The organism is Halomonas sp. 25-S5 (genome assembly GCF_029889845.1).
Classification (GTDB): domain Bacteria; phylum Pseudomonadota; class Gammaproteobacteria; order Pseudomonadales; family Halomonadaceae; genus Halomonas.
In genome coordinates this window covers 18,668-45,321 of the sequence record NZ_JARANV010000002.1, presented here as the reverse complement: position 1 = coordinate 45,321, position 26,654 = coordinate 18,668, and the positions used below count along the sequence as shown (strand labels likewise).

General features: G+C 65.7%; 29 protein-coding genes. 16 read left to right on the top strand and 13 right to left on the bottom strand.

Annotated features, from left to right (window positions below; all coding sequences use genetic code 11):
• Nucleotides 1-47: 47 nt before the first annotated feature.
• A complete protein-coding gene (locus OP498_RS02170) occupies nt 48-1,631 on the bottom strand; it encodes a GMC family oxidoreductase (protein ID WP_280551933.1) in 1,584 nt (527 codons plus the stop codon).
• 54 nt (nt 1,632-1,685) lie between these two features.
• Nucleotides 1,686-2,276 (bottom strand): twin-arginine translocation signal domain-containing protein, encoded by a 591-nt coding sequence (locus OP498_RS02165; RefSeq protein WP_280551931.1) that lies wholly within the window; start codon nt 2,274-2,276, stop codon nt 1,686-1,688.
• Between the two features lie 238 nt (nt 2,277-2,514).
• Between OP498_RS02165 and OP498_RS02160 the strand changes: the two genes are divergently transcribed.
• The 3 genes from OP498_RS02160 (at nt 2,515) to OP498_RS02150 (ending at nt 4,774) form a co-directional block, all read left to right on the top strand.
• Nucleotides 2,515-2,799: a ribbon-helix-helix domain-containing protein gene (locus OP498_RS02160; RefSeq protein ID WP_280546489.1), complete on the top strand. Its 285-nt coding sequence runs from the start codon at nt 2,515-2,517 to the stop codon at nt 2,797-2,799.
• A gap of 90 nt (nt 2,800-2,889) precedes the next feature.
• Nucleotides 2,890-3,528 carry a DsbA family protein gene (locus tag OP498_RS02155; protein ID WP_280551929.1) on the top strand — a complete coding sequence of 213 codons (639 nt, stop codon included), beginning with the start codon at nt 2,890-2,892 and terminating at the stop codon, nt 3,526-3,528.
• A 91-nt stretch (nt 3,529-3,619) separates the two neighbouring features.
• Nucleotides 3,620-4,774 (top strand): histone deacetylase, encoded by a 1,155-nt coding sequence (locus OP498_RS02150; RefSeq protein ID WP_280551922.1) that lies wholly within the window; start codon nt 3,620-3,622, stop codon nt 4,772-4,774.
• 79 nt (nt 4,775-4,853) lie between these two features.
• Here OP498_RS02150 and OP498_RS02145 read toward each other — a convergent pair whose 3' ends face one another.
• The 4 genes from OP498_RS02145 to OP498_RS02130 form a co-directional block, all read right to left on the bottom strand.
• Entirely contained in the window at nt 4,854-5,318 is a 465-nt protein-coding gene (locus tag OP498_RS02145; protein WP_280551918.1) for a host attachment protein, read from the bottom strand.
• A 65-nt stretch (nt 5,319-5,383) separates the two neighbouring features.
• Nucleotides 5,384-5,887 carry an Hsp20/alpha crystallin family protein gene (locus tag OP498_RS02140; RefSeq protein WP_280546483.1) on the bottom strand — a complete coding sequence of 168 codons (504 nt, stop codon included), beginning with the start codon at nt 5,885-5,887 and terminating at the stop codon, nt 5,384-5,386.
• Nucleotides 5,888-6,085: 198 nt separating this feature from the next.
• Nucleotides 6,086-6,523 (bottom strand): nucleoside deaminase, encoded by a 438-nt coding sequence (locus OP498_RS02135; protein ID WP_280546481.1) that lies wholly within the window; start codon nt 6,521-6,523, stop codon nt 6,086-6,088.
• A gap of 182 nt (nt 6,524-6,705) precedes the next feature.
• On the bottom strand, nt 6,706-7,464 hold the full coding sequence (locus OP498_RS02130) for a VIT1/CCC1 transporter family protein (protein ID WP_280551915.1): 759 nt from the start codon (nt 7,462-7,464) through the stop codon (nt 6,706-6,708).
• Between the two features lie 394 nt (nt 7,465-7,858).
• Here OP498_RS02130 and OP498_RS02125 point away from each other — a divergent pair, with 394 nt between their 5' ends.
• Genes OP498_RS02125 through OP498_RS02115 form a run of 3 tightly spaced genes read left to right on the top strand, consistent with a single transcriptional unit; the run spans nt 7,859 to nt 9,996 of the window.
• Nucleotides 7,859-8,308: a GNAT family N-acetyltransferase gene (locus OP498_RS02125; RefSeq protein ID WP_280551913.1), complete on the top strand. Its 450-nt coding sequence runs from the start codon at nt 7,859-7,861 to the stop codon at nt 8,306-8,308.
• 11 nt (nt 8,309-8,319) lie between these two features.
• Nucleotides 8,320-8,676, top strand: a complete 357-nt coding sequence (locus tag OP498_RS02120) for a hypothetical protein (RefSeq protein ID WP_280551911.1) — start codon at nt 8,320-8,322, stop codon at nt 8,674-8,676.
• A 48-nt stretch (nt 8,677-8,724) separates the two neighbouring features.
• Nucleotides 8,725-9,996, top strand: a complete 1,272-nt coding sequence (locus tag OP498_RS02115) for a M20/M25/M40 family metallo-hydrolase (RefSeq protein WP_280551909.1) — start codon at nt 8,725-8,727, stop codon at nt 9,994-9,996.
• A 76-nt stretch (nt 9,997-10,072) separates the two neighbouring features.
• On the opposite strand, the gene OP498_RS02110 is transcribed toward OP498_RS02115, so the two are convergent.
• The gene (locus OP498_RS02110) at nt 10,073-11,014 is read right to left on the bottom strand and encodes a ribose-phosphate diphosphokinase (RefSeq protein ID WP_280551907.1); all 942 of its coding nucleotides are present in this window, start codon (nt 11,012-11,014) and stop codon (nt 10,073-10,075) included.
• Between the two features lie 13 nt (nt 11,015-11,027).
• A complete protein-coding gene (locus OP498_RS02105; RefSeq protein ID WP_280546474.1) occupies nt 11,028-12,611 on the bottom strand; it encodes a thymidine phosphorylase family protein in 1,584 nt (527 codons plus the stop codon).
• Between the two features lie 171 nt (nt 12,612-12,782).
• Here OP498_RS02105 and OP498_RS02100 point away from each other — a divergent pair, with 171 nt between their 5' ends.
• Nucleotides 12,783-13,244 carry a potassium channel family protein gene (locus OP498_RS02100; protein ID WP_280546472.1) on the top strand — a complete coding sequence of 154 codons (462 nt, stop codon included), beginning with the start codon at nt 12,783-12,785 and terminating at the stop codon, nt 13,242-13,244.
• A 46-nt stretch (nt 13,245-13,290) separates the two neighbouring features.
• On the opposite strand, the gene OP498_RS02095 is transcribed toward OP498_RS02100, so the two are convergent.
• Nucleotides 13,291-13,662: a DCC1-like thiol-disulfide oxidoreductase family protein gene (locus OP498_RS02095; RefSeq protein WP_280546469.1), complete on the bottom strand. Its 372-nt coding sequence runs from the start codon at nt 13,660-13,662 to the stop codon at nt 13,291-13,293.
• Between the two features lie 222 nt (nt 13,663-13,884).
• Here OP498_RS02095 and OP498_RS02090 point away from each other — a divergent pair, with 222 nt between their 5' ends.
• The 7 genes from OP498_RS02090 (at nt 13,885) to OP498_RS02060 (ending at nt 21,616) form a co-directional block, all read left to right on the top strand.
• A complete protein-coding gene (locus OP498_RS02090; protein ID WP_280546466.1) occupies nt 13,885-14,976 on the top strand; it encodes a multicopper oxidase domain-containing protein in 1,092 nt (363 codons plus the stop codon).
• A complete protein-coding gene (locus OP498_RS02085) occupies nt 14,976-16,133 on the top strand; it encodes a hypothetical protein (protein WP_280551904.1) in 1,158 nt (385 codons plus the stop codon). Before OP498_RS02090 ends, OP498_RS02085 begins: the two co-directional genes overlap by 1 nt.
• 254 nt (nt 16,134-16,387) lie before the next feature.
• On the top strand, nt 16,388-18,592 hold the full coding sequence (locus OP498_RS02080) for a heavy metal translocating P-type ATPase (RefSeq protein WP_280551902.1): 2,205 nt from the start codon (nt 16,388-16,390) through the stop codon (nt 18,590-18,592).
• 128 nt (nt 18,593-18,720) lie between these two features.
• The gene (locus OP498_RS02075) at nt 18,721-19,575 is read left to right on the top strand and encodes a cytochrome c oxidase assembly protein (protein ID WP_280546762.1); all 855 of its coding nucleotides are present in this window, start codon (nt 18,721-18,723) and stop codon (nt 19,573-19,575) included.
• 10 nt (nt 19,576-19,585) lie between these two features.
• A complete protein-coding gene (locus OP498_RS02070; protein ID WP_280546460.1) occupies nt 19,586-20,017 on the top strand; it encodes a copper chaperone PCu(A)C in 432 nt (143 codons plus the stop codon).
• A gap of 10 nt (nt 20,018-20,027) precedes the next feature.
• Nucleotides 20,028-20,606 (top strand): SCO family protein, encoded by a 579-nt coding sequence (locus OP498_RS02065; RefSeq protein WP_280546457.1) that lies wholly within the window; start codon nt 20,028-20,030, stop codon nt 20,604-20,606.
• A gap of 59 nt (nt 20,607-20,665) precedes the next feature.
• The gene (locus OP498_RS02060; RefSeq protein WP_280546455.1) at nt 20,666-21,616 is read left to right on the top strand and encodes an arsenic resistance protein; all 951 of its coding nucleotides are present in this window, start codon (nt 20,666-20,668) and stop codon (nt 21,614-21,616) included.
• Nucleotides 21,617-21,788: 172 nt separating this feature from the next.
• Here OP498_RS02060 and OP498_RS02055 read toward each other — a convergent pair whose 3' ends face one another.
• The 3 genes from OP498_RS02055 to OP498_RS02045 form a co-directional block, all read right to left on the bottom strand.
• On the bottom strand, nt 21,789-21,968 hold the full coding sequence (locus tag OP498_RS02055) for a hypothetical protein (RefSeq protein WP_280546452.1): 180 nt from the start codon (nt 21,966-21,968) through the stop codon (nt 21,789-21,791).
• Between the two features lie 16 nt (nt 21,969-21,984).
• Entirely contained in the window at nt 21,985-23,268 is a 1,284-nt protein-coding gene (locus tag OP498_RS02050) for a Xaa-Pro peptidase family protein (protein WP_280546451.1), read from the bottom strand.
• A gap of 75 nt (nt 23,269-23,343) precedes the next feature.
• Nucleotides 23,344-24,228 (bottom strand): hypothetical protein, encoded by an 885-nt coding sequence (locus OP498_RS02045; protein ID WP_280546450.1) that lies wholly within the window; start codon nt 24,226-24,228, stop codon nt 23,344-23,346.
• Nucleotides 24,229-24,330: 102 nt separating this feature from the next.
• Here OP498_RS02045 and OP498_RS02040 point away from each other — a divergent pair, with 102 nt between their 5' ends.
• On the top strand, nt 24,331-25,215 hold the full coding sequence (locus OP498_RS02040; RefSeq protein WP_280546447.1) for a LysR family transcriptional regulator: 885 nt from the start codon (nt 24,331-24,333) through the stop codon (nt 25,213-25,215).
• A gap of 93 nt (nt 25,216-25,308) precedes the next feature.
• Here OP498_RS02040 and OP498_RS02035 read toward each other — a convergent pair whose 3' ends face one another.
• Nucleotides 25,309-25,785, bottom strand: a complete 477-nt coding sequence (locus OP498_RS02035) for a YbhB/YbcL family Raf kinase inhibitor-like protein (protein WP_280546445.1) — start codon at nt 25,783-25,785, stop codon at nt 25,309-25,311.
• Nucleotides 25,786-25,938: 153 nt separating this feature from the next.
• Between OP498_RS02035 and OP498_RS02030 the strand changes: the two genes are divergently transcribed.
• Nucleotides 25,939-26,400: a flavodoxin family protein gene (locus tag OP498_RS02030; RefSeq protein ID WP_280546444.1), complete on the top strand. Its 462-nt coding sequence runs from the start codon at nt 25,939-25,941 to the stop codon at nt 26,398-26,400.
• The last annotated feature ends 254 nt before the right edge of the window (nt 26,401-26,654 follow it).

Genomic DNA, 26,654 nt, shown 5'->3' with positions numbered 1-26,654 from the left:
TTGACGAGAGACGCGCCTGATGCTGCCAGGCGCGTCACGGGCGCGCGTCAGACCTCGCCCTGCCGTATCCGCTGGCCGATGTGCTCGGCCTGGCGGATGGCCAGCGAGACAATGGTCAGGGTGGGGTTCTCCGACGCAGAGGTCGTGAACTGGCTGCCATCCGAGATGAACAGGTTGGGAATCTCGTGGGCCTGGCCGTAACCATTGCAGACGCCGTCCTCGGGTCGCTCGCTCATCCGGCAGGAGCCGAGGTTATGGGTCGAGGGATACGGCGGCACCTCGTAGATGTCCCTGGCGCCCACCGAGCGGTAGAGCTCGGCGCCCTGACGGTAGCCGTACTCGCGCATGGCGATGTCATTGGGATGGTCGTCGTAGTGAACGTTGGCCACCGGCAGGCCGTAGCGGTCAGTCACCTCGGTGTTGAGCGTAATCCGGTTGCTCTCCTGGGGCAGGTCCTCGCCCACCAACCACATGCCGGCCATGTTCTCGTACTGGTCGAGCGCGCCGGTGAAGCGTGGCCCCCAGGCACCAGGGTCGAGGAAGGCCGCCATGAAGGGAAGGCCCAGCGACAGGGTCTCCATCTCATAGCCACCGACGAAGCCTCGAGCGGGGTCATGGTGGGCCTCGTCGGAGATGATGCCGGCCATGGTGGTGCCGCGATACATGTGCACGGGCTCCTCGAAGGTGGCGTAGACCGAGCCGGTCATGTGACGCATGTAGTTGCGTCCCACCTGGCCCGAGGAGTTGGCGAGCCCCTCCGGGAACATCGTGCTGGCCGAATTGAGCAGCAGGCGCGGCGTCTCGATGGAGTTGCCGGCCACCGCCACGAGCCGCGCCTTCTGACGCTGCTCCTTGCCTGCGGCATCGAAGTAGACCACCGCCGTGACCTTGCCAGTGTCATCGTGCTCGATGCGCGCCACGTGAGACTCGGGCCGAAGTTCCAGGTGGCCGGTGGCAATCCCCTCCGGCAGCTCGGTATAGAGCGTCGACCACTTGGCGCCGGTCGTGCAGCCCTGGAAGCAGAAGCCGCGCTGCTGGCAGGCGGCACGTCCGTCGCGCGGTGCGCTGTTGATGGCCATATGGCCGGTGTTGCACGAATAGCCGAGGTTCTTGGCGCCGTTATACATCACCTTGAAGTTGTTGTTGCCGGGCAACCCCTTGTTGCCGTTGGTCCGGGTCACCCCCATGCGCCGTTCGGCGCGGTCGTAGTAGGGGGCCAGGTCGTCGTAGGTGAGCGGCCAGTCGAGCAGGTTGGCACCCTCGATATTTCCGTAATTCGTCAGTGCCGCGAACTCATGGGGCTGAATGCGCAGGCTCGCCCCCGCCCAGTGCACGGTGGTGCCACCCACCGACTTGACGATCCAGGCCGGCAGGTTGGGAAAGTCCCTGGCCAGGCGGAAGCTGCCCGAGGTGGTGCGGGGATCGAGCCAGGCGAGCTGGGCGAAGGAGGCCCACTCGTCGGCCAGGAAGTCACCGGTCGTGTGCAGGGCACCGGCCTCCAGCACCACCACGTCGATGCCCTGCTGGGCCAACTCGTTGGCCAGGGTCCCGCCCCCGGCACCCGATCCGATCACCAACACGACGCTGTCGTCGTCGTGGGCGAAGGTCTTCTGGTTGTCGGTCATTGCCATCTTGGCGTCTCCACATGCGTTGTTGTTCTGGTCGTCGATCGCTCGGCGGCCCCGTCAGGCCGTGGGTTCCTCGAAGGGCAGGTAGCCGCCCTCGGGCTGGGGCGGGTCAGGCAGCCAGGTGAGGTCATTGAAGCCTTTGGTCAGGTAGCCGCCGTCGCCCTCCGCGCCCTCATAGCCGAAGTGGGCGAAGGCCAGGGGATTGTCGTAGAGCGAGACCACCGCATCGCCACGGATGGCCTCGAAGAAGGGCGTGCCGGCCATGGGAGCGAGGTGCTCGAGCCGCCCGGCATTGTCCAGCGCCAGAAAGTCACCACCGGCGGCGGCATCCAGCTCAGCGATGCCTTCGTCAAGGGTATGACCCAGGACGCTCCTCTGGTCCAGGTTATCCGCTGCCTGGGTCTTGCGATCCAGGCTCTTTACGACATAGGCGTAGACGGCGTCCTCGAGATCGGGATGGGGAAAGATCTGCCGCGTGACGGCCAGCAGGACCTCGCCCTGGCGGGACGTCAGGTTGTCGAGCGGCATCGCCCAGCTGCGCGAGGGCGCCAGCAGCGCGATGGGGCCGCTGGCGAAGGCCAGGGTGCCGGCCAGAACGCCGCCACTCGCCTTGAGAAAGACGCGGCGGGAAATATTGGGTGAACTCATCGCTGACCTCTCCGGGGTGGATGGCGCAGCGCCCCCAGAAGGTGAGCCGCGCCTTGCCTCTTGTTGTAGGGTGGCCCAGGTACCGACCACCTAACTTGAGAGTAGGCGCAAGCGGTGTCGGCCGGGTAACAGCGGGTTACTACATCGACGATGGTCTAATGCTCATGGGTGGCCACAGCAGGCAAGGTCGAACGAGCCGGGACGGATCCGGCACCTTGTTTCCTGCGGAGTGAAAACCATGTGCCACGTCTATGCCTCCACCGACCCCCACCGCTACGAATGCACCACCCGCTCGCTGCGCCTGCAGGGCAGCGTGACCAGCGTGCGGCTCGAGAACGAGTTCTGGGAGATCCTCGACCACCTTGCCCACGACCAGCAGCTCTCCACCGGGCAGTTCATCAGCGAGCTCTACGGCGAGGTGATGGCGACCAAGGGTGCGGTGCCCAACCTCACCTCCATGCTGCGGGTCGCCTGCGCCGTGCACCTGCACATTCGCGCCGAACCCGCCGCCTGCAGTGCCTGAGACCGCCCTTCCCGCCCCTCCTGCCGGGGTTGCCTGTGGGCGACCGGCTGTTACCCTGTCGTACCCTGCCGCAACGCCCCAGGAGGCCCGATGACCCGGCCGCGCATCACCCTCGACGTCTTCAGCGACTTCGTCTGCCCCTTCTGCTACCTGGAGGTCCCGGAGCTCGACGCCCTGGAAGAGCACTTCGGCGACGTCGTGGCGATCCGCTGGCGCGCCTTCGAGCTGCGCCCCGAGCCCGAGCCGACCCTCGACCCCGACGGCGACTACCTGCACGACACCTGGGAACGGGCGGTCTATCCGATGGCCGCGGAGCGCGGCATGACCCTGCGCCTGCCCCGCCTGCAGCCCCGTTCGCGGCTGGCCCACGAGGCCAGTGCCTGGGCCCGGACGCAGGAGGTCGTCCGGCCCGGGGCCGACGGCGCCATGCGCAGGGCGCTGTTCCGCGGCTTCTTCGAGGAGAGCCTCGACCTGGCCGACCCCGAGGCACTGGTCCGCGTGGCGCAGCCGCTCGAGCTGGATGGCCAGGCCCTGGGCCAGGCCCTGGCCCAGGGCGACTTTCGTCAACAGGTACGGGCCGAGCAGCAGACCGCCCGGGAGCTCGCCATCGGCGGCGTGCCGGGCCTGCGCTTCTCGCTGGATGGCGAGCACGCCGGCGTGCTCGAGGGTGCCCAGCCGCGCCGCCAGCTGTTGCTGGCGGTGGAACGCCTGCTCGATGCCGCGCGCTGATGTGACGGGCCATTCTCCCCCCCGGTGCCATCCCCCTGATATGCTGTAGCCAGGTCTCGCCCGTATGTTGCGCACAACAGGAAGCCTTGCAGTGGCCGAACAGAACAGCGTGATCGCCTTCTATGACGAGCGGATGCTGGCCCATGAACCGGATATCGAGGTGCCCTTCCTGCCGGGGCGCATGGACAAGCGAGTCCGCTCCCTGCTGTCGGGCCTGGGCGTCCCCTGGAAGTATCCCGAACACCCCGCCCGTCTCACCGCCATCCGGCACCTGCTGGAACTCGAACCGCTCCCCGGGGTGACCTTCGAGACCGGCATGCCGGCCACTCGCGAGCAACTGGGGCGCGTCCACACCAACTCCTACCTGAACAGCATCTACCAGCTGCGCGGCAAGAGCGCCTGGCTGGACGTGGATACCACGGCCGTGTCACCCGGCAGCGTCGATGCCGCCGAGGTGGCCGCCGGCACGGCGATCGCCGCCGTCGAGGCCGTGGTAGCGGGGCGCGCCGAGAGCAGCTTCGCGCTGGTCAGGCCCCCCGGCCACCATGCCGAGCCGGTGCGGGCCCGCGGCTTCTGCCTCTTCAACAACGTGGCGGTGGCGGCCGCCCATGCCCGGGCGGCGCTGGGCTGTCAGCGGGTCATGATCGTCGACTGGGATGCCCATCACGGCAACGGTACCCAGGACATCTTCTGGGCCGACCCGGATGTGCTGTTCTTCGATATCCACCGTGCCTCTCCCTTCTATCCCGGCACGGGGAGTCTCGAGGAGGTCGGGGTGGGCCTCGGGGAAGGTGCCATCGTCAATGTGCCGCTGCCTGCCGATGCCGGCGACGCCGCCTATCTCAAGGCCTTCCGCGAGATCCTGGTACCGGCGGCCGAGTGGTTCCGTCCCGACCTGATCCTGGTCTCGACAGGGTTCGATCCCCACAGCCATGACCTGGCGCTGAACGTGTCCTATGACGGTTTTTCCGCCATGACCGGCATCCTGCAGCGCCTGGCACGCCGGCAGTGCGGAGGAAGGCTGGTCTTCGTGCTGGAAGGCGGCTACAACCTGATATCGCTGTCACGCGGCGTCAGGTCGGTACTCCAGGTGCTGGCCGGCGATGAGCCACGGGAACCCGGCCTGCGCGGTCTTGTCGAGGTGGAGGCCGCGGCGGCCTTCCATCGCAGTGACTTCGTCACCGAACCGGATGCATCGAGCACTCCACCCGACGCCGGTCCGGACGGGCCATCAGGCACGACATGAGTTGAGCGGCTTCATTGCTCGGCTTGCCATTCGAGCACCCGCCGGTCAGGGCCATCGTGCCGTACCCGGGTCTCGGCCCCTAGCCCTGCGAGGAAAGCGGGGCCCGGGGCAGTCGCTCCGGCAGGTGGGCCCGGATCTCGTCGCGGCTCAGTGCCGTGAGGTCCTTGTGCAGTTCGAGCACGACGCGCTTCGCGACATCCTCGGGCAGCGTCTCGCGCAGCAGCCCCAGGAAGCGCGGCGTGGCGCTGATGATCAGGTGTCGGTAGGCGCCGTCATGCAGGCCGACCGCCAGGCGCTCCCCCACCTCATGGGCGAAGCGGATCGCCTCCTGCTCCTTGGGCGAATGGTGCTTGCCCATGGCATGGCGCCCCTCGCCCATGGAATCGAAGGCGCGTCCCGGGCTGTCGGCATTCAAGTCCTGGTCATGCAGGCGGCCCTCGGGATTGGCCAGGTCCTCCACCTCCTCCAGCGGCCCTCTCTGGTCGGACGCCGAGAAGAGCCGTGCCCGTGCCTGATCGGCGACTACTACCCAGATGGTATCCATGTCGTTCCCTCACGCGAGGGGAGCCGGCAGGCCGGGGTCCCGGGCCTGCCGGTCATCCCGGATGGTTACTTGACCTCGATCTTGCGGCGATTGGCCTGCTTGAGCTTGGGCAGCGTCAGCTCGAGGACGCCGTTCTTGAAGCTGGCAGCCGCCTTGTCGGCATCGATCTCGCTGGGCAGGGCCACCGTCCGGGTGAAGGAACCGCGGGAGATCTCGGAGTGGAAGTACTCACCCTCCTCCTTCTTGCTCTCCTCACGGTGATCGCCCTTGAGGGTCACCGCGCCGTCGGTCACCGAGACGTCGAGTTCCTCGCGCTCGAAGCCCGGGACCTCGGCGCGCACCACCACCTCGGCATCGCGGTCGATGACATCGACCTTCGGCATGCCCTTCTCGAAGGCGGCGAAGCGCTGCCAGAGGGGATGCTCCCAGCGCGAGGGCATCCAGCCGCGGTCGAAGAAACTATCGAGCATCCGATCGAACTCCCGGAACGGGCTCATCGCCCGGGACTCCGACGGCTGGGAAGTTTTCTCGGTCGAGACCGGGACATCCTTGGACGCTTTCTTGGCCATGGCGATGACTCCTGTGATGCAGGTCAGCAATTCGGATCAGGAATGGCGTGGCCCATGGGAACTCGAGGAGCCGGATACCGGCAATCACCAGCTGTCACTCCTCGAGCAGGCCCGCCTCATCCTCAAAGGTAGTCCAGCCCTGCCCGGCCGACTTGACCCAGATCAGCATGATTCTCGTCATGCCCTTGCGAGCAGGCGCTACTCGCCGATGTCCTCGTGCCACAGTTCGGGCGAGGCGGCGATGAAGCCCTCCATCAGCGCGATGCACTCGGGATCCTGGAGCACCTCCACCTCGACGCCGCGCTCCCGCAGCAGGGCCTCCTCGCCCAGAAAGGTGCGGTTCTCGCCGACCACCACCTTGGGGATGCCGTAGAGCAGGATGGCGCCACTGCACATCGGGCAGGGCGAGAGGGTGGTGTAGAGGATGCTCTCGCGGTAGGTCTCGGCCGGATGGCGCCCGGCGTTCTCCAGGGCATCCATCTCGCCGTGCAGCACCGCGCTGCCCAGCTGCACGCGACGATTGTGGCCACGGCCGATGACCACTCCGCGGTGCACCAGCACCGAGCCGATGGGGATGCCGCCCTCCTCGAGGCCATGGCGGGCCTCCTCAAGCGCGGCCTGCATGAAGCGATCCATTCGTTGACTCCCTAGCGTGGCGGTACCACCCAGCCTACGCCGCCCTGGCCGGAGCATGCCAGCCACCAGGCCACCCCGTCCCGCTCACCCTCGCGAGGCTCGTGAGTGACTCGGGTGGCCGGTTCGTCGCCAGCGCGACCCCGCAGACCAAATCGACTGAACCCAACGTGGTCAGGGGAGAGCTACGGGGCCACGCCGAACAGCGCCTGCGCCAGGTGGCCGGTGAGGAAGGCCAGCCCCGCCGCGGCCCCGCCGATCAGCAGGGTCCGCAGCCCCGACGTCAGCACCGGCTGGTGGTAGACCAGGCTCTTGCCCATGCCGATCAGGAAGAACATCAGCCCGGCCACCGCCAGGCTCGCCAGGAACTGCCGGGTGGTATCCAGCCCCGGCATCGCATAGGGCAGCAGCGGCATGGCGCCCACCACCAGGAAGGCGAGGAAGGTGGCCAGCGCCGAGCGCAGCGGGCTCAGCCCCACGGTCTGCAGGCCGTGCTCCTCGGAGACCATGGTCTCCACCCACACCTCGCGGTCGCTGCAGATGGTCTCCACCACCCGCTCCAGGGTCTTGCCGGAGAACCCCTTGCGCTGGAAGATCTGGCGGATCTCCTCGCGCTCGCCCTCCGGCACCTCGTCGATATGGTGGTTCTCGGTGCGACGCACCCCGTCGACATGTTCGCGCTGGGCCTGAATCGCCTCGTAGTTGCTGACCGCCATGCTGAAGCCGTCGGCGAGCAGGTTGGCGACCCCCAGCACCAGCGCGACCGTGGACGAGAACCCCGCGCCGAAGGCCCCGGAGACCACGGCGAAGGTGGTCACGCAGCCATCGATGCCGCCAAGGATGGCATCGGGCAGGTGCCGGAGCCTTGAGGGGGCGCGCAGCCGTCGCTCGATCACCTCCGGGCGATGCTCGTGCTCCAGCGCCTCGCGCCGCCGATCGTTCATGGGGCCTCCCATCGCTGGGTGATTCATCCTGGCTTCAGCTTGGCACAGCCGGCCCGAGACGGGTAAGCCGACATCCCGTTCCCGAAGGATGCACCATACTGACAGCGCAATACGGCACGGCGAGGCGGGCGATTTCGTCGCGTCTCCCGACTACCCCGGGCTGATGCTACCGCGCCGGGTGGAGGACCCGCTGCCCGACTGGTGGCGCTACCCCGATCCTCTGGGTGATACTGGGCGAGGGCGAGGTGACCGTGCGGGTCGGCAGCCCGCGGCTGGGTGAGGTGCACCAGACGATCCCGATCCCCGGGGAGCCCGGTGCCCCGGGCCCTGGCTGAGCAACCGCGACGCCTCACCCCATGCGACGGGTCATGCCCCCCAACGGGAGGAGCAGGCGATGGACATCGCACTGAAGGACGTCATCCGCGAGAACTTCGAGGCCGTCATTGCGCTGGAGGTCGCGGCATCACAGCGTGGCTATGTCGCTGACAACCTCTATTCCATTGCCGAATCGAGCTTGCATCCGACCTACCGGCCTCGCGCCATCTATTGCGATGGGGAGGTGGTAGGCTTTCTCATGTACGAATCCTTCGACCACGACGACCAGCCGCCGGCCTACAACATTTTCCGTCTCATGGTCGACCGACACCACCAGGGCAGAGGCATCGGATACCGGGCCATGCAGTGCGTGCTGGACGAGATCCGGGCACAGGGCCCCTTCGAGCGCATCGCGATCTGCTATGTGGCCACCAACCAGGTCGCCCGGGACTTCTACGCCAGCCTCGGCTTCCAGGAGACGGGGCTGAGCGAGGAGACCGGCGAGGTCATTGCCGAGATTTGGGAGTGACGAAGGGCGCCATGCCGATCGGGACACAACGACTCTGGCGAAGCCGCATGAAGAACGGCCTGCAGCCCCTGCTGATCATGGCGGGCCTGGCCCCGATTCTGTCCGTGCCCGGCTACCTGCTGGCCGGCGGGTTCGGCGTCGTGGGCCGCTGGCTGGCCACGCTGTTCGGCCGTCATCCGCCCACGGGGTTCGACTGGCTGCGTACCCACCCGCCGACGGAGGAGCGCATTCGCCGGCTGATGAGTGTCGACGAGCCACCGCAACCGCCCCTGCATGATCACCACGAGGACCACGCCCACGAGCCCCCGGTGATCAACGCGCACCTGGGCCCGATGGGCCGGCGCTACTGGATGCGTCGCCAGTGCTGATGCGCTTACCCTATTTTCCCCCACTTCCTGAACGAGCGAGAGAACGCCATGAGCGATACGCCAAAGCCCTGGAACAGCCCCATGCCCGAGCCGCAGTTCGACCTGATGCGGCGCATCCTCTCCGCGCCCAGCCCGGTGGGGCTCGAGGCCGCCATGACCTACGGCGTCCTCAAGCCCCACTTCGAGAGCTTTGCCCCCGCCGGCTGGCAGCTGCAGCAGTTCATGGGCCACGCAGGCGTGGTGCTGGACACCCACCCGGGCCGCGACGATCTCTTCAAGGTGATGATCATCGGCCATGCTGACAAGATCCGCATGCAGGTCCGCTCCATCGGCGAGGACGGCAAGATCTGGATCAACACCGACTCCTTCCTGCCCACGGTGCTGATCGGCCACGAGGTCACGCTGTTCAGCGAGGACCCCGAGGCGCCCGGTAGCTACCGACGCATCGAGGGCGGCACCGTGGAGGCGCTGGGCGCCATTCATTTCTCCGACCCGGCGCAGCGCTCCGGCGAGAAGGGCATCAAGAAGGAGCAGATCTACCTCGACCTGCAGATCCACGGCGAGAACAAGAAGCAGCAGGTGGAGAACCTTGGCGTGCGGCCCGGGGATTCGATCCTCCTCGACCGGCCCATCCGCCCCGGCTTCAGCCCGGACACCTTCTACGGCGCCTACCTGGACAACGGCCTGGGCTGCTTCGTCACTGCCGAGGTGGCGCGGCTGATCGCCGAGGCGGGCGGCACCGAGCAGGTGCGCGTGCTGTTCGCGATCGCCAGCTACGAGGAGATCGGCCGCTTCGGCAGTCGGGTGCTGGCCGGTGAACTGCGCCCCGACGCCATCATCGCCGTGGACGTGAACCACGACTACGTGGCCGCCCCCGGCATCGGAGATCGGCGCATGCAGCCGCTGGAGATGGGCAAGGGATTCACCCTGTCGGTGGGCGCCATCGCCAGCGAACAGCTCAACCGGATCGTCGAGACCACCGCCCGGGAGCGGGGCATTCCCATGCAGCGCGACATCGTGGGGCCCGACACCGGCACCGACGGCATGGCCGGGGTGCTCGCCGCTGTGGACTGCGTCGCCACCTCGATCGGCTTCCCGATCCGCAACATGCACACCATCTCCGAGACCGGCTACACCAAGGACGTGCTGGCCGCGATCCACGCCATCACCCATACCGTGCAGGCGCTGGACGCCCTGCCGGATCCGCACCGCGAGTTCCGCGACAACCACCCGCGACTGGACCAGGCCGGGGCGCTCGCCCACCGCGGCGGCGACAAGCCGGAAGCCCAGGAGAAAGAGAAACAGGAGAAAGAGAAATAAGCGCTCCTGGCAAACACCTGGCATGCGAGTAGGCCGGATACGCCGAAGGCGCATCCGGCGCGGCCCGCCCGGTAGGCTACCGCTTACCGGGCCTGCGGCTGGCCTGTCTTGCCCATCCTTCTCGTTCTGAAAGCCCTGCCAGCGCCTCCGCGAGCACCGGCGCCATGGCGATGGCGTTGCTGTCGTGGGCGATGCAGTCGGTGCTCCATACCTCACCGACGCCGGCGGCCTGGATCACCGCCAGGGCATCGCCGGCGAACAGCGCGTGGGTGATCGCCACGTCCACCGAGGCGGCCCCGGCATCGAGCAGCGCCTCGGCGGCACGGGCGACGGTGTGGCCGGAGCTCGCCACGTCGTCCATCAGCACCACCTGGCGGCCGGCGACCTCGATGTCCGGCAGCTCGACCCGTACGTTCCGGTCGCCGTTGCGGGTCTTGCGACAGGTGCCAACATCGAAGCCGGTGACCTCGGCGGCCTGCTGAACCCACTGCAGGGCCTCCTCGTCCGGGCCCAGCAGCAGGGGGTCGTGACGCTTCTCGGCGATCAGCTCGGCCAGGCGCGGGGCGCCGGAGAGCGCGATGGCGTGTTTAAGGGGAATCGCCTGGTCGAGGCTCGCGATGCGGTGCAGGTGCGGGTCCACGGTGATCACGGCGTCGAACAGCTCGGCGAGGAAACCACCGACGATGGTCTGGCTGACGATCTCGCCGGGGTGGAAGGCGATGTCCTGGCGCATGTAGGCGAGATAGGGCGCCACCAGCACAAGGCGGGTCACGCCCTGCTGTCGGGCGTGTCGTGCCAGCAGCAGCAGTTCGACGAGCTTGTCGTTGGGCCGATCGAGGCTGCGATAGAGCACCAGGGTCTCGGGAAAGGCGCCCGTCTCGGCGAAGGGAAGTCGGAGCTTGAGCTCCTCGTCGGGAAAGCGGTGGCGCTCGACGGCGTGGGGGGGCAGGCCCGCCGCCTCGGCGAGGCGCCGTGCGGGGGCCATTTCGTCCGGGAAATGCAGCAGTGCGCGGGTCATCGGGCCTCCCTGTTCAGAACTCGACGTTGAGCCGGGTGATCTCCTCGGCGCGGCCGATGGCGATGCCGGACTCCCGCTCGGTGGACTGGTGCGCGAAGGTCAGCTCATTGCGATAGGCGGCATGGACACGATAGAGCGGCTGGCCCGTGGCCACCGGGTCGCCGATGCGCATCAGCAGGTCGACCCCGGCGCCGGCCGCCTTGGGGGCACCCGCCAGGCGGGCGATACGCGCCAGCTTGAGGTTGTCGATGCCGGTAACCACGCCGTCCGTCGCGGCCAGCACTTCAAAGCTGTGGGGGGCCAGCGGCGGGTTGTCCGGGTCGAAGGGCTTGGCGCCCTGAGCCGCGATGATCGCCTGCATCTTCTCGGCAGCCCGGCCGTCGTCGAGGATGTCCCGGGCGATGCCGAAACCGGCGCCACCACGCACGTCCGGGTCGAATTCCAGCATTCGCCCGGCCAGGCGCAGCGCCTTCAGGCGCAGGTCCATGGGCGCCTCGCGGTGGTTGGTGAGCACTCGCATCGCATCGCGGGCCTCCAGCACGGGACCGATGCCGCGCCCCACCGGCTGGCTGCCGTCGGTGATCACCACGTCCAGGGTCAGGCCCATGCACCCGGCCACGAACTCGAAGAGCCGGCGCAATTGCCGCGCCTCGGGCATGGAGCGCACCTTGGCGTTGGGGCCCACGGGGATATCGAGCAGCAGGTGGCTGGAACCGGCAGCTACCTTCTTGGAGAGAATGGAGGCGACCATCTGGCCCGGCGAATCAATGGAAAGCGGGCGCTCCACCGAGATCAGCACGTCGTCGGCGGGCGAGAGCTCGCTGGTGCCGCCCCAGGCCAGGCAGCCGCGGTGGGTGCGCACGATATCGCCCAGCACATCGAAGGGCAGATCGACGTTGGCCAGCACCTCCATGGTGTCGGCGGTGCCCGAGGGTGAGGTGATGGCCCGCGAGGACGTCTTGGGGCACAGCAGTCCGTGGGCGGCGACGATGGGCACTACCAGCAGGGACGTACGATTGCCCGGGATACCGCCGATGCAGTGCTTGTCGACCACCGGATGCTCGTGCCAGTTGAGGCGGCGCCCCACTCGGCTCATGGCATCGCTCAGGTAGAAGACCTCCTCGCGGTCGAGCTCGCCGCGGTCACAGCCAACCACGAAGGCCGTCAGCTCGATCTTGGAATAGCGCAGCTCGGCGATGTCGCGGATGATGTGCCGGAAGTCGTCCCGGGAGAGCCGTTCGCCGGCGAGTTTGCGGTGCAGGGCGGGAATCGACGCCGGGGGCTCCGCCTGGGAGACGCTGACCGGATGGCCCTCTTCCACGCCCAGGGCATCGAAGGCGTCCTCGGAGAGGCCGAGCTGCTGGCAGTCGACGATGGCGGCATCGTCCACCACGTTGAGGCTCGCCAGGATGCGCTGGCCGTTGGCGCGGATCTCCACCTTGGAGAGCGCCTGAAAGCCCTCGGCACGATAGAGGTCACACTCGCGGTGCAGGTAGGCCACGCTCTCGCGGTAGGTGTCGATGCCGACCCGCTTGAGCGAGAGCGGCGAGAGGGTATCGTCCAGGGCTTCCGCCCGGGTGGCATGGGTCGTCTTCATGACAGCCTTCCTTGCGGCGGGTGTTGGCCTGCCGACCGCGCGTCACACGAGTGACGAATAGCCCATCCTAGCAGCGCCCCGCCGAGGCGTCATTCGGGCGCGGCTCGAGCCGTGACGGCGGCCCCGGGATCGCGCTAGGCTTGTCACATCTCGACAGAAGGACCACCGCCCGTGCTCGATGCTGCCCTGGATGCCGGCCACCTCTGGGCCGTGGCCATCACCCTGATCGCCGTCTTGATCTGCATCCTGCTGCACTACGAGGTATCGCTGCGACTTTGGCGGCGCCTGGAGCAGTCTCACGGCAGCCTGCGCCGGCGTTTCTTCAAGCTCAATGTCGGATTGCTCTGCACCCATGTGGTCGAGATATGGATCTTCGCCACCGCCATGGCCCTGCTCAGCGCCCACCCCCTGGCAGGAGAGGTCGTGGGCCGCGAGACGATGGACTTCCTGGACTACGTCTACTTCTCGGCGATCACCTACACCACCCTGGGCTATGGGGATCTCGTTGCCACAGGGCCTATCCGCTTCGTCACCGGCACCGAGGCACTGACCGGCTTCATGCTGATCACCTGGTCGGCCTCGCTGACCTTCCTCGAAATGCAGCGTCACTGGTCGGCCCGGCAGGAGCGCTGAGCGAGACCCGGCGAGGAGCATGCTACCCCGTGCTGCATGCACCGGCTCAGGGCAGGCGCCCCTCTCGCGCCAGGCGCTTTCGCACCCAGCGGTCATAGCACCAGCGCAGCGCCGGCTTGAGCCCCGGCAGGCCGATCAGCCAGGCCAGCGGCTTGAGGCGTGGCACCCGGCGCATCAGCAGCACATAGGCGTCGATACCCTCTTCGATGCGCCCGCCCTCCTCCTCCACATGCAGCGAGAGCAGCGCCGCCTGGGGGTCGACGCCCTTCTCGCGCAGCGTCGCCTGGTACTCGGTCACGTCGCACCACGTCACCTGACGACCGGCCTCCCCTGCCCAGCGCTCGTACCGGGCGCGATCCCGCCGGCAGCCGGGACAGATGCCGTCGTAGTAGACCTTCAGCGGTGGCAACTCACACATCGGGCTTCTCTCCTATCCCGGGTTATCACCCGATGTCGCCACGCTGGGGAAGCGTCCGTCAAGGCAGGTGCCCCCTGGATTCGGCCAGGACTGCGGCGGCCAGCTGGCGAATCACCGCCAGCTTTCAGTGGCGTTAACAGCGGATGCTAAGAACATTGATACTTATTCTCATAGGCTATCCTATAGTGTGATCAGATAAGGAAGCAATCAGGAAACACTTCCATGAAGATACCGCGCCTCAATCGTCGTGATTTCCTCAAGACATGGGGTTGGAGCCTGGCCTCGACGCTTAGCGTGACAACATTGCGACCCGCTGTCGCCGAGACCGAGCGTCCAGGGAGAACAAGCGCTTATCATCCCGGCGCCCATGAGGGTCGTACCGGAGGCATGGTCACGGTGGGCGAGGTAGACCATGTGCGAAACGGCTTCGATCCGAGTGACATCCTTTCCAGTTGGGCGACAGGCAAGACAAGCCGCTTGGCTGATGGACGGCGCTTGCGGGAGTTCCTGATCATTGCCGTGGACAAGGAGATCGAGATTGCACCCGGGATCTTTTTCCCCGCTTGGACCTACAACGGTCGGGTACCTGGACCGACCCTGCGGGTTACCGAGGGAGACCGCGTTCGTATCCGCTTCATCAACTATGGCAGCCACCCGCATACCCTGCATTTTCATGGCATCCACTCGGCGCGGATGGATGGCGTCCCGGGAGCCGGAGAGGTAGCGCCCGGTGAGTCCTTCACCTATGAATTCGATGCCAAGCCCTTCGGTTGCCATCTGTATCATTGTCATTCTGTACCGCTGAAACGTCATATACACAAGGGCTTGTATGGCGCCTTCATCGTCGATCCGGCTCCAGAGCTTCATGCTGAGCACAGAGTGGCAGCCTCATCACGCCTGCTCGGCAGTGCGGAAAATATGCGCTGGCAGGAGCTGGTAATGGTCATGAATGGCTTCGACACCAACTTCGATGAGGAAAACGAAGTCTATGCGGTCAACACCGTTGCCCATGCCTATGTCAATCGACCAATCCGCATCCAGCGTGACCGACCGGTACGGATCTATCTGATCAACGTCACCGAATTCGATCCGGTGAACTCGCTGCACCTGCACGCGAATTTCTTCGATTATTATGACCATGGGACGACGCTGACGCCGACCCTGCGCACCGTGGATACGGTAATGCAGTGTCAGGCGCAGCGCGGGATTCTGGAATTTTCCTTCTCCGATCATGAACCGGGCCTGTATATGTTCCATGCTCACCAGAGCGAATTCGTGGAACTCGGTTGGATGAGCCATTTCGAGGTGGTCTGATGGATCTGCGTCGGTGGTCCTCGCTGCTGCTTCCGCTGGTGATACTCGGTGCGGCCATCGCACTGTTTCAACTGGCGAATCCGCTCGCATTGCTTGGCGTGTCACCACCGCCATTGGAAGAGCTCACGGTGGAACGTACGGTGCTCGATGGTGACGGCATTGCCTTGAAAATACGCGCGGTGGGATCCGAGTCCATGCGGATAGGACAGGTAATGGTTGACGGGGCTTACTGGCGATTCAGCCTGGATCCTCCTGGTGCCTTGTCCCGAGGCGAGGTGACGTGGGTTCGTCTTGCCTATTCTTGGGTGGAAGACGAGCTGCACGAAATCACCTTTGTCACCAACACCGGCATGACGTTTGGACACACCATCGAGGTGGCTGAGGCGACACCGCGGCTGAATGCCAGCCAACTATCGGGATACGGGCTGCTCGGTCTCTTCGTCGGGGTATTTCCCGTGGCGTTGGGGCTGTGCTTCCGTCCTGCATTACAACGAGCCGGGCGGAACGCATTTCAATTCGTCCTGGCGTTGACGCTGGGACTACTCACCTTCCTGTTGGTGGATACCCTCGACGCGGGGCTCGAGTTGGGGGCACAAGCGGCCTCTCTGTTCCAGGGGCAAGTTACCGTCTGGCTGGCGGCCTTGGTGGCCTTCTTCATGCTGATGGCGATCGGTCGGCGCCACGGTCGACCGCCGAATGGCAGGATCCTCGCATGGTATATTGCCCTGGGTATCGGTCTACACAACCTTGGTGAGGGCCTTGCCATCGGCGGGGCCTTCGCCGCCGGTGCTGGGGCACTCGGCACCTTCCTGGTGATAGGCTTTACGCTGCATAATCTAACAGAAGGGATTGCCATCGCCGCCCCTGTGACCCACGAACCCGTACCCGCCAGAGTATGGGGGGGCCTGGTCGCTGTTGCCGGCTTGCCCGCGGTGTTGGGCATCTGGATGGGTGCCTATGCATTTGCCCCTCACTGGTCGGCACTCTTCCTCGGCCTTGGTGTTGGTGCCATCCTGCAGGTTTTGGTGGAAGTTGGAGACTATTTGCGACGTATGAGTGGGACTAGTGGGAACTCCCTTGTCTCAGGCATATCGTCGGCCGGTTTTGCCTTGGGGGTGGTGATCATGTACACCACGGCCTTTCTGGTGCCGATATGAGGCTTCAAGACAGGACCATCGAAGCGCTCCGCCTTTATTCCATCTCCTGATGCAGACCGTACCTTCGCTATCCGGCAACTCCCCGCTCCACCTCCCCAGGCTTAGCCGATGCAGGGCGATTCATTTGCCATTCCCTCGATCGTCAGGCTCGAGAGCGTGCGGCGGAGCGCGTCTCCAATCACGGCTTGAACCTCTAGTCGCTGTAGGGAATACCCTGTGAGGCATGACCCTGAACGAATGCCTGGAGAATTTCCATGGTCGATCAATCGCGAAACCTTCCCGCTGGTGAGCCCTATCGGTTCCGTATCGAGGGCATGGACTGTGGCGGCTGCGAGCGCAAGGTCGAAGCCGCCCTGGGCCGTCTGGAGGGCATCGAGGCGGTGTCGGCCAGCTCGGTCACCGGTTCAGTGAGGATCCATCCCCAACAGCACACGGCGCCCTCTCACGAGACGATCGAGCGGACCCTTAACGAGCTCGGCTACCAGCTTGCCGACAATGATGAGACGGATGACGCAGATGCGTCTCCAGCGCCTTGGTGGCGAACCGCCAAGGGACGCCTGGTGCTCGTCACAGGCGGCCTGCTGGCTCTGGCCTTGGTCCTCCGCTGGGTCTGGCCAACCCTGGGCAACTGGCCCTTCGTGGCGGCCACCCTGGTCGGCCTGGTGCCCATCGCACAGGGCGCCTGGGGCGCGCTGAAGATGCGCAACCCCTTCACCATCGAGATGCTGATGAGCATCGCCGCCCTGGGCGCACTGGCCATCGATGCCGCCGCCGAGGCGGCGGTGGTGGTCTTGCTGTTCGCCGTGGGTGAACTACTGGAGGGCGTGGCCGCCTCACGGGCGCGACGCAGCATCTCGGCCCTGGCGGATCTGACCCCGTCAACGGCGAGGCTGATGGAAGAGGGAGGTACCCGCGAGGTCTCGGCTGCCTCTCTCAAGCCCGGGCAGCGAGTGCTGGTGCGCCCCGGCGACCGCGTTCCCTGCGATGGTCGCATCCTGGCCGGTGAATCCGACCTGGATGAGTCACCGGTGAACGGTGAATCCATGCCCCGCTCGCGTGCGCCTGGCGATGACATCGTTGCCGGCACGGTGAACCTCGATGCCGCCCTGGAGGTAGAGGTAACACGCGGCGCCGAGGACAACACCATCGCCCGGGTCATCCGCCTGGTCGAGGAAGCCCAGGCCGCCAAGGCACCGGTGGCGCGCTTCATCGACCGCTTCGCTCGCTACTACATGCCTGCGGTGGTCGGGCTCGCCCTGCTGATGGCGGTGGTGCCGCCGCTGGTCTGGAGCATGGCCTGGTCGGAATCCATCTACCGCGCCCTGGCCCTGCTGTTGATCGCTTGCCCCTGCGCGCTGGTGATCTCGACCCCCGCAGCGATCGCCGCAGGTCTCTCGGCGGGTGCCCGTCGGGGCCTGCTGATCAAGGGCGGCGCGGTGCTTGAACAGCTAGGCAAGCTGCGCCTGATCGCCCTGGACAAGACCGGCACGCTCACGGAAGGCTCCCCAACCGTCACCGACGTGGAAGATTGGGCCACCGGTCAGGGCGAAAACGAGATCTTGAGGCTGGCGGCCACGCTGGAGCGTGACTCCAGTCATCCCATTGCCATGGCCATCCTGACGCAGGCCGAGCAGCTTGGCCTGACACTGGCCAGGGTGAGCGACAGCCGGGCCCTGGCCGGGCGTGGGATCGCCGGCCAGGTCGAGGGGCGTAAGCTGAGCTTGATCACTCCTCGCCACCTTGCAGACCAGGTCACGCTCGATGACGCGTTCAGCGCCCGAATCGCCGAGCTCGAAGAAGCCGGCAAGAGCCTGGCCGTCCTGGTTGAAAGTGAGCGTTTCGAAGGCGAGCGTCCGCTGGGCCTGATCGCCGTGCGCGATGAAACGCGTGAAGATACCCGCGATGGCCTGGCGGCGCTGTCGCGCCTGGGCGTGCAAGCGGTAATGCTCAGCGGCGACAACGCCCGGACCGCCGCGGCCATCGGTGACAGCCTGGGCATCGAGGCGTACGGCGAACTGATGCCCGAGGACAAGGCCCAGCGCGTTCGCGACTGGCAAGCCGCCGGCCGGGGCCCGGTCGGCAAGGTGGGCGACGGCATCAACGATGCGCCGGCACTGGCCGTGGCAGAGGTGGGTATCGCCATGGGCGGCGGCACGGATGTGGCACTGGAAACCGCGGATGCGGCACTGCTCAAGAACCGCGTCACCGGGATTGCCGAACTGATCGATCTGTCCCGCGCCACCCTACGCAACGTCAAGACCAACGTGGTGCTGGCCCTGGGTTTCAAGGCCATCTTCCTGGTCACCACGGCGCTGGGGATCACCGGCATGTGGATTGCCGTGATGGCGGATACCGGTGCCACCGTGCTGGTGACCCTGAATGCCATGCGGCTGCTGGGCTATCGCTTTTCCCCCGGCACCGCCCCGACGAGCCAGCAGCACGGTACCGCAGCGGCATGAGAGAGCGAGGCTACTGGCAAAGAAGCGCGAACACCGGTGACGCCTGCGTTTACAGGCCCACCTTGCCGCACGCTACGTTTGGCCCCTAAGGTCATTATTGGCGTGCCAATTCTGGGGAGGGAAGGGCTATCGAGCTCGACGTCGCTCTGCGCTACCTGCTGCCGTGGGAGTTCTCACTGACCTGGTTTGCGACCTGCCTGCTGGCCATCGTGATCTACCTGCGAGGCCTGCGGCAGCGCCAACGGCGAGGCGAGGCCACTGGCGTGGGCCGAATCCTACTCTACCTGCTGGGGGTCGTGGCGATCTATGGCGTCACCCAGACGCATTACGACTACCTCGCCCAGTACATGTTCTTTACCCATCGGGCCCAGCACCTGGTACTGCATCACGCCGGCCCCTTCCTGATCGCCTTGGCCGCACCCCTGCCGGTACTGGCCGATGGCCTACCGACGCGAATCAGGCAATTCCCCGGGCGGAGCCTGGCTACGCGCCTGCTGCGCCCCGTCTATCGGACCCTTCAGTATCCGCTGATCGCCCCCGTGCTGTTCGTCGGGCTAATCTATTTCTGGCTGATTCCCGAGATTCACTTCGACGCCATGCTCAGTGCTGATCTCTATCAGGTGATGAACTGGAGCATGGCGCTGGATGGCCTGCTGTTCTGGTGGCTGATCCTGGATCGCCGCTCGCCGCAACAGGGCGGTCTGGGCTATGGCAAGCGAATCGCCATTATGCTGGCGGTGATCCCGCCGCAGATTCTCCTGGGCGCCTATATCGCCTTCGGCAAGGAGGTGATTTTCGATGTCTATGAGGTTTGCGGCCGTGCCTGGCCGTTTGATCCCCTGGATGATCAGCGCCTCGGCGGTCTACTGACCTGGATTCCGGCCACGATGATGAGTGCCATCGGGGTTCTGATCATTCTCGGCTTGCTTAACCGTGACGCCCGTAATGAGGATGCCGCTTATGTCACTCACCCCACTCGCTAGGCTACCGCGCATGGCGCGCCCCTGGTGCGGGATCTTTCTGCTGCTGATCGGGACGTCCGGCACGCTATCCGCTGCAGAATTGAAGGTCAACGAGGCTCGCCTGCGACTGTTGCCGGGAGATCTTCCCGCGGCGGGCTACTTTATCCTTGTGAACCCCAGTGAGACGAATATCACCCTGACAGGGGCGGATAGCCCCGCCTTCGGCAACGTCATGATGCATCGCACCGTCAATCAGGATGGCGTCACCCGCATGCAGCCCGTCGCCCAGATAGAACTGGCGGCGGGTGAGCAGATCGAGTTCGCCCCGGGCGGGTATCATCTCATGCTCATGAAGCGTACCCGCTCCCTCGCCATCGGTGACGACATCGAGGTAACCCTTTTCTTCGCCAACGGGCAGCAACAGAGCATCACGTTTCGCGCCGTATCACCGACAATACAGTAGGAGTAGCAGGATGCGCCGATGGATCATGACAGCATTCGCATCGCTATGGCTGGTGGGATGCGGCGAACAAGCATGGCAGACCAAGGATATCTCCGGGCTGATGCCACCCCTGGCGTTCGAGCTTGTCGACGAGAATGGCAATACCGTGAACGCCGAACGATTCCTCGGCAAGAGCACTCTGCTGTTCTTCGGCTTTACCCACTGTCCCGATGTCTGCCCTACCACCCTCGCGCGCCTCGACGCCGCCACTCAACGCATGGATGAGGCGGCCCGCGATGACATCCAGGTACTTTTCGTTTCGGTGGATCCCCGCCGCGATGACCCCGAGACGCTCCGCACCTACACCGATGCCTTCGGTCCTCGGTTCATCGGTCTCACGGGTGATAAAGAGGCCCTCGAAGAGTTGACACGTCGCTATCGGGTTACCTACGGGTACGGCGAAGAAGACAGCAACGGCAACTACGATGTGTCGCACTCCAGCGCCGTCTTCGCCTTCAATGACCAGGGAGAGGCCCGCTTGTTGATCCGCGACAGCGACCCCATGGAAGCCATGGTTGCCGACCTTGAAAGGCTTGCCGGTGATACCTAGGCTGATGGGCCTTTTGCCGCAGTAGCAGTTCCGCCCTCGACGAGGCCATCGCTTACACCATGCGCGCCACACTGGAGCAGCATCAGGTCTGGATCTATCTCATCGCCATTCTGATCGGCATGGCGATCGGGTGGGACTCGCCAGATATCACTCAAGGCTGGGAGACATTCCTCTGGCCACTGCTGGGCGTGCTGCTCTATACCACCTTCACCCAGGTGCCACTGCTTCATCTGAGCCATGCCTTTCGTGACCGGCGTTTCATGACCGCGCTACTGGTAGGCAACTTCCTGCTGATGCCGCTGGCCGTCGGCGCCCTGCTACTGCTGTTGCCGGAGGAGCCCGCCATTCGGCTCGGCGTACTCCTGGTGCTGCTGGTCCCCTGCACGGATTGGTTTATCAGTTTTGCCCATATGGGTAGAGGAGACAGCGCGCGGGCGATAGCAGCGGCCCCCTTGCTGCTGCTGGTTCAGCTGTTGATGCTGCCGGTGTATGTGTGGTGGTTCATGGGGGATCTGGCCATCGAACTGACTACCGGGGGCCACCTGCTGCCCGCCTTCCTTGGGCTGATCGTCACTCCTCTGGTGCTGGCCTGGCTGACCGAACGGTTGGCCGAGCGACACGTCGCCATCAAGGGAATCATCGATGAGGTGGGCTGGCTCCCCATCCCCCTGCTGGCACTGGCGGTATTCCTGATCGCCGGCTCCCAGGTCAGCCTAGTGATCGAAAACGGCACCTTGCTGTGGCGGGTCGTGATGGTCTTTTTGCTCTACCTGGTGGTCGCCGCGGCCATCGGCAAACTGCTCAGCCAGGTGTTCCGGCTCCCTGCTGCCACGGGGCGTACGCTAACCTTCAGTCTGGGCACACGCAACTCCTTCGTCATGCTGCCACTGGCACTGTCCTTGCCGGAAGCCTGGAGCGCAGCGGTCGTGGTGATCGTGCTGCAATCGCTGGTGGAGCTGCTTGGGATGGTGGCTTTTCTGCGCTGGGTGCCGACTCGGTTGATCAAATAACGAGCACGATCGAATTGATCAGAACAACAAAGCAATCTTTGGTCGCACTTCAACACCGTCCATCAATGTGACTTCGTTTGCTGGGTTGCCCGCTTCGGCTTTGAGCCGGCAGCGATAGTTGTCAAGGCATCTATCGCCTTCGAGTGCATTCACGCGGCCCACTTCAACGTCATCAGACCGTGGGCGCCGGCACGTTGGTGCCCACCATGCCAACCTCGATGGCATCGGCAACGCGCCGTGGAGCCTCGCCCTGTTCGGTATAACCGGCAACCTTGTCGCGGTGCGCGGCGTTGGCCAGGTCGCCCATGTCGAGGCCCTTCTCAGTGCCGGGGCCGGTCTTCAGGGTCTGCATCTCGTGTCCTTGTGGTTCAGAATTCACGGCCGAGCAATGCCTCGTCGAAGGGGTAGCGGCTGAGTTTCTCGATACCGGTGTCGGTAATCAGCACCTCCTCCTCGAGCTTGACGCCGTCGGCGGCACCGACCTCGCCGATGTAACTCTCCACCGAGACCACCATGCCGGGCTCGAGGACGCCGTCCTTGGAGAAGCGGTCAAAATCCATGTGGTGCGCCACCAGCGGCGTCTCGCCGTGCATGCCCACCCCGTGGATGATCGAGGGATAGCGCCGGTCGAGGAAGCGCTCGGGGATCTTCCAGGCCTGCTCGGCGATCTCGCGATAGCTCATGCCGGGTTTGAGGATGCCCATGTTGTGGTGCACCTGGTCATAGGCCATGCGATAGAGCTCGCGCTGGTAGGCGCTGGGCCGGCCCGGCCCGACGTGAAAGGTGCGCGAGAAGTCGGAGTAGTAGCCGTGACAGCCGATGGTGTCGGTGTCCAGCGCCACCAGTTCGCCGGGGCGGATCTTGCGGTCGCTGGCCTCGTGGAACCAGGGGTTGGTGCGCGGCCCGGAGTTGAGCAGGCGGGTCTCGATGAACTCGCCGCCGCCGCGGATCACCTCGCCGTACATGATGGCGAACAGCTCGTTCTCGGTGACGCCGGGCTTGATGGCCGCCTCCACCTCGGCCACCGAGGCCTCGCTCGCGGCCATGGACTGGGCCAGGCAGGCGATCTCCTCGGGAGTCTTGATGCGCCGGCAGTACAGAGTGTCCTGCATGCAGTCGTACACATCGAGGCCCTGGGCCTCCAGCGAACGGGCCAGGTTCAGTGTACAGCGGTCCATGCCGACCTTCCTGTTGCCGCGGCCGTGCTCCTCCACCAGTTCGGCGATCTCCACGCCGAAGGGATCCGAGGAGAGGTTGTCGCGCTGGTTCACCGCCGACCAGACCACCTTGGAGGTGCGCGAGGCGTCGATGGTCTCCAGCCAGGTGGAGACGTGGGCGCTGCCCGGGTACTCGAAGAGGATGACCGGCCCGTCCAGCGGCACATAGATGTAGCGCGAGGAGTTGCGCAGGAAATAGCCGAACATGTTGCGCGAGCCGGTGGCGTAGCGCTGGTTGTTGGGGTCAAACAGCACCAGGGCGGCATAGCCCTGCTCGGCCATCATGGCGCGCAGGCGCTCAAGGCGCCCGGCGCGCAGCTGCTTGGGGTCGAAAGCGGTGGGGATGCTGTCGCCATTGGCCATGGGGGCCGAAGGGACGACGGGGATCTGATCGGGCTCGTTATCGGTCAGCTTCTCGGATTCGACGATGCTCATGTCAGGCCTTTGCGGGTGTCGTCAGGGGCCTGGCCGCTGGAAGTGGCGGTCCAGGCGTTGGTTCAGGGCGGGGGCTCAGTCGGCCAGGCTGTCGCTGCGGTTCATGCCGTCCTTGAGCAGCCTTTCGTGGATCGGCGCCATGCGCCCGAAGATGCGCTGGGCGCGCTCGGGGCGGCCGATGAAGCCCGGCTCCTTGGCGTAGGCGAAGATCACGGTGTGGCGCTCCTTGTCGCCCTCCACCGGGGTGACCCGGTGCAACGAGTAGCGGCCGAAGAACACCTGCAGGTCGCCGGGCGACAGGTCGAGGCTCTTGAGCCGCGTGCGGTCGCCGTCGATCACCTTCTCGACCGCGTCGAAGTTCTCGCCCTCGGGGCTGCGGATGCCCGGGGCGTACTCGAAGCGGCCGCCAGCGTGGGACTGGCGGGTCATCATGGTGACGATGAACTCGTTGGTGTCGTAGTGCCACGGATGCTGGCAGCCCTCGCGCAGCACGTTGACCACCAGGTCGGCCAGCGGGTCCGCGTACTGGTGGATCTGCTCCATGCCCACCACGGCGCCGATGAAGCGCTGGAAACCGGGATGCTCGTAGACCTGGCGGATGATGGTATCGCCATCGATGCGGTCGCCGGCGACGAAGCCGTTGGTGCGGTCGTCGAAGCGGTTCACCGGATGGTGGGCCGGTTTCTCGGGATCACCGGCACTGTTGTAGGGGTTGGTCTCGGTCTGGTTGTAGTGCGCCTCCGGCGAGAGGCGCTCGGTCTCGCGCTCGAGCCGGGCCAGGGCGTCCTGCGGGACGAAATTCTTGAGCACCACGCAGCCGTCCTCGTCGAGCTGGTGACGGCACTGCTCGATCAGGGCGCGGCCGGCCTCGCCGTCCAGGTCATCGACGGGATAGCGGGCCAGGTCGATGAGGCCTTGCAGGGAAGCGTTGCTGGCGTTGACCGAGGTGTCCACAGACATTGATGGCTCCGGTTTCGAGTACATGTTGGACAGCATAGTGACGCCTCATTCATAATAAAAATGAATGATTGAGATACAACTAATTTCAAGAGCTCATTGATCATGGATACCGCGCTACTTCGCACCTTCGTCACCGTGGCCGAGTGCCAGGGCTTCAGCGCCGCCGGCAAGGTGCTGCACCGCACCCAGTCGGCGGTGAGCCTGCAGATCAAGCGTCTCGAGGACCAGATGGGCCAGGCGCTGCTGGAGCGCACCAGCCGCAGCGTGTTGCTGACCGCCCCGGGGGAGCGACTGCTGCCCTATGCCCGTCACATGCTCAAGCTCGAGGACGAGGCCCGGGAGGCCCTGGGCGAGACACAACGCGGCGAGCTGATCCGCTTCGCCACCTCCGAGGAGCAGGCCGCCGCCTACCTGCCCGCCCTGCTGCCCCGCTATGCCGAGCGCTTCCCCGACACGCGCCTGGAGATCCACTGCGACATGAGCGCCAGCCTGGTGAAGCGCTTCCAGGAGGGGCTGCTGGACGTGGTGCTGTCGATCCGCCACCTGCCGACCCAGTCGGGCCAGCTGCTCGGCTGGGAGCCGATGGTCTGGGTGGTGGCCGAGGGCATCTCGCCGGCCGGCTGGGCGACCCTGCCTCTGGCGCTCAACCCGGAGGGATGCATCTTCCGCGCCCATGCCCTCTCGGCCCTGGGCCGCGAGGAGCGGCGCTGGGAGGTCCACTATTCCAGCCAGTCGCCCACCGGCATCAACCTGCCGGTCCAGGCGGGCCTGGCGATGACGGTGAAGACCCCGCGCAGCGTGCCCGAGGGGTGTCGCATCGTCGGCGAAGCGGAAGGCCTGCCGCCCCTGGGGCAGGTGGAGATCGAGCTGCACCGCCGGCCGGGGCATACCAGCGAGGCCCTGGACGCCTTCTGCGAGGAACTGGAGTACCTGGTGATCGACCACCACGACGTGGCCGCCCCGGCGCCGAGCGAGGCCGTCACCTGAGCCATGGGCGTTAGACGCCGCGAGCCCGCGTCGACGATCGACGCGGGCTCGCTTGCTTTCTGGCTCGGCAGGGACGACGCAACGCCGCCCGGATCAGTCGCGCTGGTAGGTGCCCACCAGGCGGTTCATGCCGATCAGGTGCGGTTCGACCTGCTTGAGCAGCTCGGGCAGCGACAAGCCCCCCGGCAGGTCGGTGGCCTTGTCCAGCGCCAGCACCCAGAAGTAGTACTGGTGCACCCCGTGACCGTCGGGCGGCATGGGGCCCCCGTAGCCGGTCTTGCCGAAATCGTTGAGCCCTGCGGTGCCCTCGCCGCTACCCTCCTTGAGCGCGCTGGTGGAGGCCGGCAGGTTGTAGAGCACCCAGTGCACGAAGCCGTAGCTGCCGTTCTGCACCAGGGGGGCATCCGGGTCGTGGCAGATCACCGCGAAGCCCTTGGTGCCCTCCGGGGCGCCCTGCCAGGAGAGGGCCGGCGAGATGTCGTCCCCCTCGCCGGTGTGTTGCGTCGGAATGGCACCCCCCGCCGCGAAGGCGGAGCTTTCGAGCTGCATGGTCGAGAGTGCAAAGGCCATGGTGATCAACCTCCCTGGATGTTCAAGATGTCAACGTTTCGGCGTGACGGTGCGACAGCGCTGACTCAGCGTCGGAGAAAGCTCGACGCCTGTCAACGCCACCTGACCATGGCATGATGACCGACAGCCACGAGCTCAACCCGGGAGACCGCCATGCCTCGCCTGCTGATCGTCGCCCATGCCCCCTCGCCCAATACCCTGCGGCTGCGCGAGGCGGCCGAGCGCGGGGGACGCCATCCCGATATCGAGGGCGTCGAGGTCACCGTCAAGGCGCCGCTGGAGGCCGGCCCCGAGGATGTGCTGGCCTGCGATGCCATCCTGCTCGGCACCACCGAGAACCTGGGCTACATGAGCGGCGCTTTGAAAGACTTCTTCGACCGCAGCTACTACCCGGTGCTGGAGGAGAAACAGGGTCTGCCCTGTGCCCTCTATATCCGCGCCGGCCATGACGGCACCGGCACCCGCCGGGCCGTGGAGGGGATCGTCACCGGCCTGCGCTGGAAGTGGGTGCAGGAACCGCTGCTCCTGCGCGGCGAATGGCAGCAGGGGTTCGTCGACCAGGTGGAGGAGCTGGGCATGGCGATGGCTGCGGGACTCGACGCCGGCGTGCTCTAACCATATACGATTAAATTCCGTTGATAGTCCCTTCCGATCCTTGAACAGCTGCTATACCTCGAGGAGGCCCGTCCAATTTCAGGGACTTTCGGGCCTTGTCGAACGCCGCATCGGCTGATCGCGCGACAACAAGACAACAACAAGATCAACAGAACAACACGACACGTCGACCAGACGCGATGTGAAGTCCCTCCTTTCGGCTTCCGCCCAGCCCCCCTTGGACCTGGAGTGCCTCTGGCCGACTCACTGACGCG

Coding starts and splice junctions, on each gene's coding strand:
- OP498_RS02145 (WP_280551918.1), bottom strand. CDS start 5,318: ATGGATACCATCTGGGTAGTAGTCGCCGATCAGGCACGGGCACGGCTC.
- OP498_RS02125 (WP_280551913.1), top strand. CDS start 7,859: ATGGACATCGCACTGAAGGACGTCATCCGCGAGAACTTCGAGGCCGTC.
- OP498_RS02090 (WP_280546466.1), top strand. CDS start 13,885: ATGAAGATACCGCGCCTCAATCGTCGTGATTTCCTCAAGACATGGGGT.
- OP498_RS02135 (WP_280546481.1), bottom strand. CDS start 6,523: ATGGATCGCTTCATGCAGGCCGCGCTTGAGGAGGCCCGCCATGGCCTC.
- OP498_RS02155 (WP_280551929.1), top strand. CDS start 2,890: ATGACCCGGCCGCGCATCACCCTCGACGTCTTCAGCGACTTCGTCTGC.
- OP498_RS02030 (WP_280546444.1), top strand. CDS start 25,939: ATGCCTCGCCTGCTGATCGTCGCCCATGCCCCCTCGCCCAATACCCTG.
- OP498_RS02165 (WP_280551931.1), bottom strand. CDS start 2,276: ATGAGTTCACCCAATATTTCCCGCCGCGTCTTTCTCAAGGCGAGTGGC.
- OP498_RS02045 (WP_280546450.1), bottom strand. CDS start 24,228: ATGTCTGTGGACACCTCGGTCAACGCCAGCAACGCTTCCCTGCAAGGC.
- OP498_RS02115 (WP_280551909.1), top strand. CDS start 8,725: ATGAGCGATACGCCAAAGCCCTGGAACAGCCCCATGCCCGAGCCGCAG.
- OP498_RS02040 (WP_280546447.1), top strand. CDS start 24,331: ATGGATACCGCGCTACTTCGCACCTTCGTCACCGTGGCCGAGTGCCAG.
- OP498_RS02140 (WP_280546483.1), bottom strand. CDS start 5,887: ATGGCCAAGAAAGCGTCCAAGGATGTCCCGGTCTCGACCGAGAAAACT.
- OP498_RS02065 (WP_280546457.1), top strand. CDS start 20,028: ATGCGCCGATGGATCATGACAGCATTCGCATCGCTATGGCTGGTGGGA.
- OP498_RS02060 (WP_280546455.1), top strand. CDS start 20,666: ATGCGCGCCACACTGGAGCAGCATCAGGTCTGGATCTATCTCATCGCC.
- OP498_RS02120 (WP_280551911.1), top strand. CDS start 8,320: ATGCCGATCGGGACACAACGACTCTGGCGAAGCCGCATGAAGAACGGC.
- OP498_RS02055 (WP_280546452.1), bottom strand. CDS start 21,968: ATGCAGACCCTGAAGACCGGCCCCGGCACTGAGAAGGGCCTCGACATG.
- OP498_RS02080 (WP_280551902.1), top strand. CDS start 16,388: ATGGTCGATCAATCGCGAAACCTTCCCGCTGGTGAGCCCTATCGGTTC.
- OP498_RS02170 (WP_280551933.1), bottom strand. CDS start 1,631: ATGGCAATGACCGACAACCAGAAGACCTTCGCCCACGACGACGACAGC.
- OP498_RS02050 (WP_280546451.1), bottom strand. CDS start 23,268: ATGAGCATCGTCGAATCCGAGAAGCTGACCGATAACGAGCCCGATCAG.
- OP498_RS02095 (WP_280546469.1), bottom strand. CDS start 13,662: ATGTGTGAGTTGCCACCGCTGAAGGTCTACTACGACGGCATCTGTCCC.
- OP498_RS02085 (WP_280551904.1), top strand. CDS start 14,976: ATGGATCTGCGTCGGTGGTCCTCGCTGCTGCTTCCGCTGGTGATACTC.
- OP498_RS02130 (WP_280551915.1), bottom strand. CDS start 7,464: ATGAACGATCGGCGGCGCGAGGCGCTGGAGCACGAGCATCGCCCGGAG.
- OP498_RS02160 (WP_280546489.1), top strand. CDS start 2,515: ATGTGCCACGTCTATGCCTCCACCGACCCCCACCGCTACGAATGCACC.
- OP498_RS02035 (WP_280546445.1), bottom strand. CDS start 25,785: ATGGCCTTTGCACTCTCGACCATGCAGCTCGAAAGCTCCGCCTTCGCG.
- OP498_RS02105 (WP_280546474.1), bottom strand. CDS start 12,611: ATGAAGACGACCCATGCCACCCGGGCGGAAGCCCTGGACGATACCCTC.
- OP498_RS02110 (WP_280551907.1), bottom strand. CDS start 11,014: ATGACCCGCGCACTGCTGCATTTCCCGGACGAAATGGCCCCCGCACGG.
- OP498_RS02070 (WP_280546460.1), top strand. CDS start 19,586: ATGGCGCGCCCCTGGTGCGGGATCTTTCTGCTGCTGATCGGGACGTCC.